Origin of the sequence: Clostridium sp. C8 (assembly GCF_001010885.1) — a bacterium.
Taxonomy (GTDB): domain Bacteria; phylum Bacillota; class Clostridia; order Clostridiales; family Clostridiaceae; genus Clostridium; species Clostridium sartagoforme.
The window spans coordinates 37,689-50,753 of sequence record NZ_LBMX01000028.1; the positions used below are offsets into that span (position 1 = coordinate 37,689).

Genomic DNA, 13,065 nt, shown 5'->3' on the forward strand with positions numbered 1-13,065 from the left:
GATTATATCATTGAAAGTTTATAAGTTCAAGTATTAAATTATAACAATAAGGAAAAATAAAAGGGATATAAGAATTTTTGGAGGTATTTTTATGATAAATGTAAGAACAGATTTAGCAATTGAAGCACGAGATATGTACACAAAGGAAAATAAAAGGGAATTAGACGGAGTTATTGTAGAAGAGGAAAATGAAGATGATATAAAAATAACTACAGTAACTATAGAAAGTGATGAAGCCGGAAAAGAACTTGGAAAACCAAAAGGAAATTATATTACAATAGATTTTCCAGAATTCACACATTATGATGGAGAATCTATGGATAAGGTATCAAATGTTGTTGATAATGTTTTAAAGAGATTAGTAGACATTTCTGATGAAAAAACAGCATTGGTTGTAGGGCTTGGAAATTGGAGGGTAACACCAGATGCACTTGGACCAAAGGTAACAGAAAAAATTATGGTAACTAGGCATTTAAAACAAGTCATGCCTGATGCAATTGATGATTCTGTAAGACCGGTCTGCTGCATAGCACCTGGTGTTTTAGGTGTTACTGGAATAGAAACAGGAGAAATAATAAAATCCTTAGTAGATAAAATAAAACCTGATTTAGTTATATGTATAGATGCATTGGGGTCAAGAAAATTAGAAAGAGTAAACAGAACAATACAAATAAGTGATACTGGTATTTCTCCAGGAGCTGGAGTTGGAAATCATAGAATGAAAATAAATGAAGAAGTATTAGGTGTAAAAGTAGTTGCAATAGGAGTTCCAACTGTAGTTCATGCATCAACAATAGCAAATGATACTATAGATTTGCTTTTAGATGAACTTATAAGTAAAGCAGAAAGTGGCAAAGATTTTTATAACATGTTAAAGTCAGTAGATAAAGTTGAAAAAAGTAATTTAATAAAAGAAATATTAGATCCTTTCTTTGGAGATTTAATGGTAACGCCTAAAGACGTTGATGCAGTCATAGAATCTCTTGCAAAAATAATAGCAAATGGAATAAATATGGCAGTGCAACCTAATCTAGATATGGAAGACATAAATAAATTTATGAATTAATATAAGAATTTTAGAAAAAGTATTAATAATTATGTAACTCCCCTAATATAAATATTATAGAGAAGGGGGAGTTGCGGTTGTATTCATTAAGACAAGCTATGCCTAATAAACAAAAATCTAAGAGACTTAGAGGAAGTCCATCTTCCAGTAAGGGAAATTTTGGAGTTGGATATGTAATAATTATATTTGCAGTTGTTATGTTTTTTATAAGATCCATTAGTGTGATAAATAAATATAATGAAAGAGGTGGATATGCATATGTTCAAATGCTGAATTTCACTATGCCAGTAGTAAAAACTCAGGTGTATGATGAAGGAAATTATGCAGATAACAATCTTTCAATAAAAAATGTAGCACTAGAAGCAATAGGAATAAGAGGAATAAATATTTATGAGATAATTGGAAGAGAAATAAGTTTATTTAATAGTAGTGATGCAAATTCCATAATACAAGAGTCAATTAAAAAATTAACTCCATTTTCATTAAAAAATGATAGCATAGCAAAGATGACGCCAGAAGAAATAGCAGAATTAAATAAAGTAAGTGCAGCATATGATCCAAGTTTAAAGAAAACTTTAGATAGCTCCAAACCAGAAATTCTTATCTTCCATACTCATACTATGGAAAATTATGTTGAAACAGAAAAGGACACTACAGAAAGTGATTTTAATGTTGTTGGTGTAGGGGATGTTTTAACAAAGGAACTTGAAGAAGGATATGGTATATCAGTAGTTCATGATAAAACTAATCATAGTGTTTCTTATAATGATGCTTATAAAAGATCAAATGAAACTTTAAAAAGTATTTTAAATCAATATGGTGATTTTAAAGTAATAATAGATCTTCACAGAGATGGAATAGATAATGCAAAAGCTGACCAATTAAAAAGTATTTATACTATAAATTTAAATGATCAAAATTTAGCTAAAATGATGTTTGTTACTGCCCCAAATAGTAGTAGATATCCTGCAAATAAATCCTTTGTAGAAAACTTATACAATATTGGAACTGAATTATTTCCGGGTTTAATAAGAGATATTCATGAAATTGATCCAGCTGCTACAGGTATTAATTATAGCTTAAGTGATAACTTTATTCTTATAGAAGTAGGTTCAAATGTAAACACTTCTCAAGAAGCAAAATTAACAGCAAAATATATAGCAAGAATTTTGGCAGAACACATAAACAGATAAATTGAATAAAATTTGGAATTTATGAGCATCCTTTAGATAATAAAAAAACTAGGGGGTGCTTTTTTGTTTAATAAAAAAGTTTTAATAGGAACAATAATTTTTTCATTAATGGTGTTTATAGGCTCTATACAAATAAATATAGTAAACACTAAAGCCTTATCACCAGTTGGGAATGGTGAAGATAACTATGAACTAGTTAAAGAAGAATTTGGAGAAGACTTTGAAGAATTCATAAGGGATGATGCTGAGGTTAAAATATATACTTCACAGTTAGAAGATGATAGTACTATTATAAAGATAGAAGATAAGGAATTTAAAGTAAATACCGATAATGTAGTAACAGAAAAAATATATATGGTAGGAAGTAAAATATATAGTGGGTTTAACAGTATAAAGAATAAAATTAATGGAAAAATAAAAAATGATAATAAAAATGAAGAAACAAACTCAATAAATGAAGAAACAAATTCAACAGATGAAGGTAATAAAGAAGATGTAAATAATACAGAGATTGAAGGAAAAGAAGAAAGTACCAATACTAATAATGATAAATTAGATAAAATAGTAGATGATTTCTTAGAAAAATCTAATTAATTTCTAGTTAAATCAAAAATTAACTAGAAATTATTAATTATCAGTTGGTAATTGTTAATTTTTAATTGCTGTACATTTATATTGACACATATCGTAGATATTATGATATAATTTACCTTGATTTAATTATAATGGGGGTGAAGTGACTATTAACCAAGAACACGGTTGTAGTTTTATATATGAGTAGTAATAGACAAGAGCATATTAGAAATTTTTCAATAGTTGCCCATATAGATCATGGGAAGTCAACCCTAGCTGATAGATTATTAGAAGCCACAGGAACGCTTACTCAAAGAGAGATGGAAGAGCAAATCCTTGATAATATGGAAATAGAAAGAGAAAGAGGAATAACAATAAAGTCACAAGCAGCAAGACTTATCTATAGAAGAGAAAATGGAGAAGAATACATATTAAACTTAATAGATACTCCAGGACATGTAGATTTTACATATGAAGTTTCAAGAAGTTTAGCTGCATGCGAAGGAGCAGTTTTAGTTGTAGATGCCACACAAGGTGTTCAAGCACAAACATTAGCTAATTGTTATTTAGCATTAAATAACGACTTAGAAATAGCTCCAGTAATAAATAAAGTAGATTTACAATCTGCAAGACCAGAAGAAGTTAAACAAGAAATAGAAGATATAATAGGAATAGAAGCCCAGGATGCACCAATGATATCTGCAAAAACAGGCTTAAATATTGTAGATGTATTAGAAACAGTAGTAGCAAAGGTACCAGCTCCAAATGGAGATGAAGAAGCACCTCTTAAAGCATTAATATTTGACTCATATTATGATAGTTATAAAGGTGTTGTTTCATATGTTAGAATTTTTGATGGTGTAGTTAAACCAGGAACTAAAATTAAATTAATGGCTACTAACAAGATATATGAAGTAACTGAAGTTGGAGTGTTTACTCCAAAAACTTTACCAATAAATGAATTAAGAGCTGGAGATGTAGGTTATATTGCAGCTTCGATAAAAAATGTAAGAGATGCAAGAGTTGGGGATACTATAACAGAAGCTGATAGACCTGTAAAAGAATCATTACCAGGATATAAGCCAGCTGTGCCTATGGTTTACTCAGGAATATACCCTGTGGATGGAGCAAAGTATCAGGAACTTAAAGATGCATTAGAAAAACTTCAAATAAATGATGCAGCTTTAAACTTTGAACCAGAAACATCTATTGCTTTAGGTTTTGGTTTTAGATGTGGATTCTTAGGATTATTGCATATGGAAATAATTCAAGAAAGAATCGAAAGAGAGTTTAATTTAGATATTATTACAACTGCTCCATCAGTTATATATAAAGTAATAAGAACTAATGGAGAAATAATTGAACTTACAAATCCAACAAATCTTCCAGAAGCTACAGAAATAGAATATATGGAAGAACCTATAGTAAAAGCAAGTATAATAGCCCCTTCTGATTATGTAGGAGCTGTAATGGAATTGTGTCAAGAAAGAAGAGGAACTTTTATTGACATGCAATACTTAGAAGAAACAAGAGTTTCTATTAATTATGATATTCCATTAAATGAAATAGTATATGATTTCTTTGATACATTAAAATCAAGAACTAGAGGTTATGCATCTTTAGATTATGAATTTAAAGGATACAAACAAACTGAATTAGTTAAGCTTGATATAATGTTAAATGGTGATGTTGTAGATGCTCTATCTATGATAGTACCAAGAGAAAAAGCATATGAAAAAGGAAGAGGAATAGCTGAAAAGTTAAAAGAAATAATACCAAGACAAATGTTCGAAGTTCCAATTCAAGCTGCAGTTGGATCTAAGATAATAGCAAGAGAAACTGTTAAGGCTATGAGAAAAGACGTTTTAGCAAAATGCTATGGCGGAGATATATCAAGAAAGAAAAAACTATTAGAAAAGCAAAAAGAAGGAAAGAAGAGAATGAGACAAGTGGGATCTGTTGAAATACCACAAGAAGCGTTCATGGCTGTTCTTAAAGTAGATAAATAATTTAGATAAAAAAAGGCTAAGCTCCAAAAGGATGCTTAGCCTTTTTTATAGATAATTATAAGAGTAAGGTGGTAATACTTTATTATATTTTATGTTGGGTAAGATTGTTCATATAATAAAAGATTATTTAAGGTAAATATTTTCTATATAACTATATAATAAAGACAAATCATAAGTTCCTGCTATTAACTTAAGATAAGGAATTAGTTTATAAGAATCCATTTCGATAAATTTAGAAACCTTTGGATTAACTCTGAAATAATTGGATTTTAAAAGTTCTGTACAATAAATATTTTCTAAATCAGTCATTCCATCCATTAAAAGAGATAGCAGTGGTGATTTCATTTTAGATAATGGATGAAATGACCATTGAAAAACACCCCAATTATCTGTTTTTTTAGTGATTCTTTCAGGGCTATCACCAGTACCTATAGATAATAATTTTATTTGCTTTAAATCATAGGAATGATTAAATTTTGATAAAGTGTACAACAATGATATAGCAGTAGGAGAATTAGCAATGACTCCTCCATCTATAAAGCCTTTATATGATGGAAAGTATGTAGGAGCAGCTGAACTTGATAATATTGCATCTTTAACACTAAAATCTGTAGTAAGGTTGTTAGATAAATTATTAAAGAAGATAGGTTCCCAAGAATCTCTTGTAATTCCCTTGATATTAAAAGAAGGAATAAAAATGTATTTTTTTAGATCTCCTATCTTAAAATCATCAGGAAAATAATTAGAAATAACATTTTTTAAATTATTATTATTAAACTTGGGGCGAAATAAATTAAAGTGTGAATGAGAAAAAATTTTTTTAGCAACAGGAACGCTATATAAATAGCTTAGTTCCTTAACAGAGACCTTATTAGCTAAAAGTGAAGCTATTATAGAGCCAGTAGAAGTTCCGGTAAACAAATCTACATCATCTAAAAAGTTTGGGTATTTATCACAGATTCTACTTAAAATTTCAACACTCAGAGCACCTTTAACCCCTCCACCATCAAAAGCAAGTATCTTAAAAGTTTTCAAAATTGATATCTCCTTATATAGAAATATACAATTAATATATTCAAAGCAACAGAAATAGTGAAAAGGGAAAGAGTGAAAAAAGTGAATAGTGATGGGAAAAATCCTTAACTTTTCACTAAAAAATTGCTTCGCAATTTATAATTATTTGTAATTAAATCATGGAAATGTAAATATATTTAAATTGAATAAATTATTATGTGAGGTGTATAGTATGTTAGAGGCGAAGGTAAGAGATATAAGAAAAAAGGGAAAGGTTCTAAGAAATTCAGGGCTTGTAACTGGAACTATCAAAAAAAGAAATGGAGAATTATGCTTAATATCAATGATTAGCCATAAGTTAGAAACACATCTTTTAAGATATGGATTAAAATCAAAGATTAAGATAAATTTTCAAGGTACTCTAATAGATGCAAGAATAGATCGAGTTCAAAAGGATGTAATATTTCATAATGTAATAAATATAGATTTATTAGAAGTATAATATAGTTTTTATTTAATAATCTGTAACATAATCTATTTATAGTAGTTAAGTTACAGATTATTTTATAATTTTCTTTTTTCAATTTTATATTAATATATAAATTTATATTGTTTTGGAGTTAAGGACGTTAATAAATGAACTTACATATCTTTATTATAGTTGGTCAGAATAATATAAATTAAGTATAATATATACATAATAGTTTATAGAAAGAGAGATTTAAAATGAAAGAAATATCATTATATATACATATACCATTTTGTAAGCAAAAGTGTTTTTATTGTGATTTCCCATCTTATGCCTCAATAGATTATCTTAAAGAAGATTATGTTGATGCATTATGTAAAGAAATAGAGGATAAAGCAATAAAATATAAAATAAAGAGTATATTCATAGGAGGAGGAACTCCATCATATTTAGAAATGAATCAAATAGATAAACTTATGAAAAGTATAAATAAACTTAACGTATCAAAAGATATGGAATTTACAATGGAATGTAATCCTGGAACATTGAATAAGGAAAAATTAGAAACAATGCTAATAGGAGGAGTAAATAGAATTAGTATGGGGCTTCAGGCCGTACAAAATTCACTACTAAAAGATATAGGAAGAATTCATAGTTTTAATCAATTTAAAGATAATTTTAATTTAGCTAGAGAAGTAGGGTTTAAGAACATAAATGTAGATTTGATGTTTGGGTTGCCAAATCAAAAGGTAGAGGAATGGGTAGAATCATTAGAGGAAATAGCGAAGCTAAAACCAGAGCACATATCAGCCTATAGCTTAATTATAGAAGAAAATACAGCTTTTTATAATCTTTGGGAAAGAAATAAATTAATATTACCTACAGAAGATGAAGAAAGAGAAATGTATTCCATAACTAAAAAAATATTAAAAAAATATGGATATAATCAATATGAAATATCTAATTATTCAATAGAAGGATATGAATGTTATCATAATAAAATATATTGGAAATGTAATGATTATTTAGGTGTAGGTTCAGCTTCAAGTTCATTTATTGAAGGGAAAAGAATAAAGAATATAGAAAATGTAAAACTATATATTGATAAAATCAATAGTAAAGAAAGTGTTATCGAAGAAATAATAAATAATACAAAAGAAGATAATATAGAAGAATTTATATTTATGGGACTTAGAATGAATGATGGAATAAATATAAAGGATTTTGAAAAAAGATTTAATATGGACATAAATAGTATATATAAAAATATTATAGAGAAAAATATAAATAAAAAATTACTTATTATAGATAAAGGAAATTTAAGATTAACTGATAAAGGAATTGAATTATCCAATTCTGTTATGAGTGATTTTATATTATAAAACAAACTAGGTAGTAATATGAAGTATAAATTAGAAAAATGAAGAAAAAATAATATAATTTTATGAATTTCAGGTATATTATTTAATTTATACTTTAATGGAATTGACAAAAAAGTTAATAAGGAATATATTGATAATGTAGTCATTAGCACTCGACAATAATGAGTGCTAACAGATAGAGGTGATGTAATGGCTATTGATGAAAGAAAAATAAAGATACTTCAGGCTATCATTAATGACTATATCATGACAGGTGAACCAGTTGGTTCAAGAACAATAGCTAAGAAATATGATTTAGGAGTTGGATCAGCAACAATAAGAAATGAAATGGCTGATTTAGAAGAATTGGGTTATCTAGAGCAACCACATACTTCTGCAGGAAGAATACCTTCAAATAAGGGTTATAGATTATATGTAGATAAATTAATGGAAACAGGTAGATTAACTCGAGAAGAAGAACTGAAAATTAAAGAATACATTATAAATTCCGCAATGTATGAGGTTGATAAGATAGTGAAGCAAGCTTGCTCATTATTATCAGAGCTGACTAATTTAACTACTGTAGTACAGACACCTTCTGTAAGAAGTAGTTATATAAAGTCTATTCAATTACTTGCTATTGATAGTCATAATTTGGTTTCAGTAATAGTAGCAGACAGTGGGGTTATTAAAAATCACAGGATAAGAGTAAATAATATGCCAGAGCCTGAAACTATTCAAATGATAAATGGAGTCTTAAATATGAGACTAAGGAATTTAACTATTGAAGAAATAAATCTGGAGGTAATAAATAATCTTAAGCTAGAATTAAAGGGCTTTGACGAACTCTTTAATGGAATATTACCAGCTTTATATGAAACCTTAAAGGAATCTAATAACACAGAAGTATTTGTTGAAGGTACAACAAATATATTTAATTATCCTGAGTATAATAATATTGAAAAGGCTAAAGAAATTCTTTCACTAATAAGTGATAAAGATAGTTTAATAGATTTAATAGAGCCTAGTAGTGAAATAACTATTAGAATAGGTGAAGAAAATTATTTTCCAGAGGCAAAGGATTGCTCCATTATATCCGCTGAATATTCTCTAGATGGAAGACCCATTGGAAAAATTGGTTTAATTGGACCAAAGAGAATAAATTATTCAAAAGTAATAGCAATTATGGGGCAAGTAATGAAAGAGTTAAATAAAAGCTTAAGAAACCAAATTATAGAATAAAAGAGATGAGGTGTTGTTGTGGAAGATAACAAGGAAGTAATAGAAGAATTAGAAAATGATGAAACAGAAACAATTGAAACAGAAAATAATGAAGATATAAATTCTAGTACTGAGTCAGAAACAGATCAATCTTCAGAAGATATAGTTGAAGAAAATAATGAGAAGGAAAATGAACTCGATATTATGAGAAAATTAAAAGATGAAAATAAGAAATTAACTAATGAAGTAGAGGCTTTAAAAGAAAGATTACTTAGAATATCAGCTGAATATGATAACTATAGAAAAAGAACAACTAAAGAAAAAGAAGGAATTTATACAGATGCATGTACAGATGTATTAAAGGAAATGATTCCAGTATTAGACACTCTAGAAAGAGCAGTAGCTGTTGATGGAAGTGTTGAAGATTTTAAAAAGGGAATAGATATGACTATAAAAGGCTTTAAAAGTTCCTTTGAAAAATTAGGTGTTGAAGAAATTGATGCAACTGGTGAATTTGATCCAAACCTTCATCAAGCAGTTATGCATATTCAAGACGAATCTCTTGGAAATAATTTAGTTACTGAAGTATTTCAGAAGGGATATAAAAGAGGCGATAAGATAATTAGATATACAATGGTAAAAGTAGTAAATTAGCAATGATATTAACTAAACTTATAAATTTAAAAGAAGTTTTTAGGAGGAAATAAATTATGGGAAAAATAATAGGAATCGATTTAGGAACAACTAACTCTTGCGTAGCAGTTATGGAAGGTGGAGAACCAGTAGTAATAAGTAATTCAGAAGGTTCAAGAACTACTCCTTCAGTAGTTTCATTCCAAGCAAATGGAGAAAGATTAGTAGGGCAAGTAGCTAAAAGACAAGCAATTACAAACCCAGATAAAACAATAATATCAATTAAGAGACATATGGGAACAAATTATAAAGTTAATATAGATGGAAAAGATCATTCACCACAAGAAATATCAGCAATGGTACTTCAAAAAATTAAGGCTGATGCAGAAGCTTATTTAGGTGAAAGTGTAACACAAGCAGTTATTACAGTTCCTGCGTACTTTAATGATTCAGAAAGACAAGCAACTAAAGACGCTGGTAAAATAGCTGGATTAGAAGTATTAAGAATAATCAATGAACCTACAGCAGCAGCTTTAGCTTATGGTTTAGACAAAATGGATACTAACCAAAAAATATTTGTTTATGACCTAGGTGGTGGTACATTTGACGTATCTATACTAGAACTTGGTGATGGTGTATTTGAAGTTTTATCAACAAACGGAGATACTAAACTAGGTGGAGATGACTTCGACCAAAGAGTAATGGATCATATTGCAGATACATTTAAGGCAGAAAATGGCATAGATTTAAGAAATGATAAAATGGCTCTTCAAAGATTAAAAGAAGCAGCTGAAAAGGCTAAAATAGAATTATCATCATCAATGCAAACAAACATTAACTTACCATTTATAACAGCTGATGCAACAGGTCCAAAGCATATAGACATGAATTTAACTAGAGCTAAATTCAACGAAATTACACATGATTTAGTTCAAAGATCAATTGAGCCAATGAAAAAAGCTTTATCAGATGCTAACCTTTCATTAAGTGAAATCAATAAAGTAATATTAGTTGGTGGATCAACAAGAATACCAGCTGTTGTAGAAGCAGTTAAAAACTTTACTGGCAAAGAACCTTCAAAAGGAGTAAATCCAGACGAATGTGTTGCAGTTGGAGCAGCAATTCAAGCAGGTGTATTAACTGGGGAAGTTAAGGATGTATTATTACTAGATGTTACTCCATTAACATTAGGAATTGAAACATTAGGTGGAGTTGCTACACCACTTATTGAAAGAAATACTACAATTCCAGCTAAGAAGAGTCAAACATTCTCAACTGCAGCAGATGGTCAAACATCAGTTGAAATTCACGTAGTTCAAGGTGAAAGACAAATGGCAGCTGATAATAAGACATTAGGTAGATTTACATTATCAGGTATTGCACCAGCTCCAAGAGGAATTCCTCAAATTGAAGTTACATTTGATATAGATGCAAATGGATTAGTTAAAGTATCAGCAGTTGATAAAGCAACTAATAAAGAAGCTAATATAACTATTACAGCTTCAACTAACTTAAGTGAATCAGAAGTTGAAGCAGCAGTAAAAGAAGCAGAAAGATTTGCTGAAGAAGATAAGAAGAGAAAAGAAAAAATAGAAGTTAAAAATAATGCAGACCAAGTTGCTTATCAAACAACTAAAACTTTAGAAGAACTTGGTGATAAGGTAACAGCTGATGATAAAGCTAAAATCCAAGCTAAGCTTGATGAATTAAACAAAGTAAAAGATGGTGAAGATTTAGAAGCTATAAAGAAAGCTATGGATGAATTAAACCAAGAATTCTATGCAGTATCATCAAAGATATATGCTGATGCAAATGCAAATGGTGCAGCAGGTGCTGGATTTGATCCAAACAACATGGGAGGAGCAGGTACAAGTGAGGCTCCACATGATGACAATGTTGTAGATGCAGACTTTGAAGTTAAAGATGATAAATAATATCTTTAATATATAAATAATTGCAACTAATCAGTCTAATATATATAATATATAGAGGGAAGGCATAAGTCGTCTTCCCTTTTATAAAGTAAAAAATGGTGGTGAAATAGATGGCAAATAAAGACTATTATGCATCCCTTGGATTGGAAAAGGGAGCTTCTGACGAAGAAATAAAAAAGGCCTTTAGAAAGCTAGCTATAAAATATCATCCTGACAAAAATCAAGGAAATAAAGAAGCAGAAGATAAGTTTAAGGAAATAAATGAAGCTTATCAAGTGCTTTCAGATCCTGAGAAAAAGGCGAGATATGATCAGTTTGGAACAGCCGATTTTGATGGAAGTGGATTTGGTTCAGGTGGATTTGGTGGTTTTGACTTTTCTGATATGGGTGGTTTTGGAGATATATTTGACAGTTTCTTTGGTGGTGGCGGTAGTAGAAGAAGAAATGGCCCACAAAGAGGTGCAGATTTAGAGTATACAATTAATTTAACCTTTGAAGAAGCAGTATTTGGAGTGGAAAAGGAAATTTCTATAAATAGAAGTGAAACTTGTGATTCATGTAGTGGTAGTGGAGCCAAAGCAGGTACATCAGCTAAAACTTGTCCGACATGTAATGGTCAAGGGCAAGTTAGAGTACAAAGACAAACACCTTTAGGAAGTTTCGTAAGTACTTCAACATGTACTACTTGTGGTGGTAGTGGTAAAGTTATAGAAGAACCATGTACTACATGTAAAGGTAAGGGAAATGTTAGAAAAAATAGAAAAATAAATGTAAATATTCCAGCTGGAGTTGATACTGGAAATGTAATGCCTCTAAGGGGCCAAGGAGATCATGGAGCAAACAATGGTCCAGCAGGGGATCTATATGTTAGAATTAATGTGGCTCCATCTAAGAAATTTACAAGAAAAGGAAATGATATTTATATCGATACTCATATTTCTATGGGGAAAGCAACTTTAGGTACTGAAATAACAGTAGCTACTGTAGATGGAGATGTAAAATATACAATTCCAGCAGGAACCCAATCAGGAACTTTATTTAGATTAAAAGGTAAGGGAGTTCCAAAAGTAAATTCATCTGGAAGAGGAGATCAATACGTTAAAGTTATAGTTGATATTCCTAAGAGTCTAAATGAAAAGCAAAAAGATGCATTAAAGGCATTTATGGAAGCTTGTGGAGAAAATGTTGGGGAAGGAACACCTCATAAAAAAGGGCTTAAAGATTTATTTAAGTAAAAAGAATTAGCATTTTGCTAATTCTTTTTATTTTAAAGGACTATATTATTCTAATACTAATTAGAAATAAATTGCGAAGCAATTTATATAGTTCACAGCGCACAGTTCACAGTTCACAGTTTTTGGAATAAAGTAACAGGGAACAGGTTATGATATAAATTGCAAAGCAATTTATAAATGAAAGAATGAAAAAATTAAAACAACTGTGCACTGTGCCTTGTGAACTGTGAACTGAAAAATGCTTCGCATTTTATTACTATGGTGAATAATATAATAGAATGATCACTAAGAGAGAAGGCAAAATGAAATGCTTTCTCTTTTATTTTGGAGGGAAATATGAGATATACTGTTATACAT

At 29.4% G+C, this 13,065-nt stretch carries 11 protein-coding genes; 10 read left to right on the forward strand and 1 reads right to left on the reverse strand.

The window, feature by feature from the left end; translation table 11 throughout:
• The first annotated feature begins 91 nt into the window (after positions 1 to 91).
• The 4 genes from gpr (at position 92) to lepA (ending at position 4,841) form a co-directional block, all read left to right on the forward strand.
• Positions 92 to 1,066, forward strand: a complete 975-nt coding sequence (gene gpr / locus AAT22_RS04085; protein WP_016207182.1) for a GPR endopeptidase — start codon at positions 92 to 94, stop codon at positions 1,064 to 1,066.
• Positions 1,067 to 1,143: 77 nt separating this feature from the next.
• The gene (locus tag AAT22_RS04090; protein WP_016207181.1) at positions 1,144 to 2,259 is read left to right on the forward strand and encodes a stage II sporulation protein P; all 1,116 of its coding nucleotides are present in this window, start codon (positions 1,144 to 1,146) and stop codon (positions 2,257 to 2,259) included.
• Between the two features lie 63 nt (positions 2,260 to 2,322).
• On the forward strand, positions 2,323 to 2,853 hold the full coding sequence (locus AAT22_RS04095; RefSeq protein WP_052953903.1) for a hypothetical protein: 531 nt from the start codon (positions 2,323 to 2,325) through the stop codon (positions 2,851 to 2,853).
• Between the two features lie 179 nt (positions 2,854 to 3,032).
• Positions 3,033 to 4,841 (forward strand): translation elongation factor 4, encoded by a 1,809-nt coding sequence (gene lepA, locus AAT22_RS04100; protein WP_047000346.1) that lies wholly within the window; start codon positions 3,033 to 3,035, stop codon positions 4,839 to 4,841.
• 123 nt (positions 4,842 to 4,964) lie between these two features.
• Here lepA and AAT22_RS04105 read toward each other — a convergent pair whose 3' ends face one another.
• Positions 4,965 to 5,876 (reverse strand): patatin-like phospholipase family protein, encoded by a 912-nt coding sequence (locus AAT22_RS04105; protein WP_047000347.1) that lies wholly within the window; start codon positions 5,874 to 5,876, stop codon positions 4,965 to 4,967.
• Between the two features lie 211 nt (positions 5,877 to 6,087).
• On the opposite strand from AAT22_RS04105, the gene AAT22_RS04110 reads away from it, so the two are divergent.
• From AAT22_RS04110 to dnaJ, 6 genes are all read left to right on the forward strand, one after another.
• Positions 6,088 to 6,357 (forward strand): hypothetical protein, encoded by a 270-nt coding sequence (locus AAT22_RS04110; protein ID WP_016207177.1) that lies wholly within the window; start codon positions 6,088 to 6,090, stop codon positions 6,355 to 6,357.
• A gap of 224 nt (positions 6,358 to 6,581) precedes the next feature.
• A complete protein-coding gene (gene hemW, locus AAT22_RS04115) occupies positions 6,582 to 7,706 on the forward strand; it encodes a radical SAM family heme chaperone HemW (protein WP_047000348.1) in 1,125 nt (374 codons plus the stop codon).
• 189 nt (positions 7,707 to 7,895) lie between these two features.
• On the forward strand, positions 7,896 to 8,927 hold the full coding sequence (gene hrcA / locus AAT22_RS04120) for a heat-inducible transcriptional repressor HrcA (RefSeq protein WP_016207175.1): 1,032 nt from the start codon (positions 7,896 to 7,898) through the stop codon (positions 8,925 to 8,927).
• Between the two features lie 18 nt (positions 8,928 to 8,945).
• Positions 8,946 to 9,560, forward strand: coding sequence for a nucleotide exchange factor GrpE (gene grpE, locus AAT22_RS04125; RefSeq protein WP_016207174.1), 615 nt, complete (start codon positions 8,946 to 8,948; stop codon positions 9,558 to 9,560).
• A gap of 56 nt (positions 9,561 to 9,616) precedes the next feature.
• Positions 9,617 to 11,473, forward strand: coding sequence for a molecular chaperone DnaK (gene dnaK / locus AAT22_RS04130; RefSeq protein ID WP_016207173.1), 1,857 nt, complete (start codon positions 9,617 to 9,619; stop codon positions 11,471 to 11,473).
• Between the two features lie 110 nt (positions 11,474 to 11,583).
• Positions 11,584 to 12,708 (forward strand): molecular chaperone DnaJ, encoded by a 1,125-nt coding sequence (gene dnaJ, locus AAT22_RS04135; RefSeq protein WP_016207172.1) that lies wholly within the window; start codon positions 11,584 to 11,586, stop codon positions 12,706 to 12,708.
• Positions 12,709 to 13,065 lie beyond the last annotated feature (357 nt).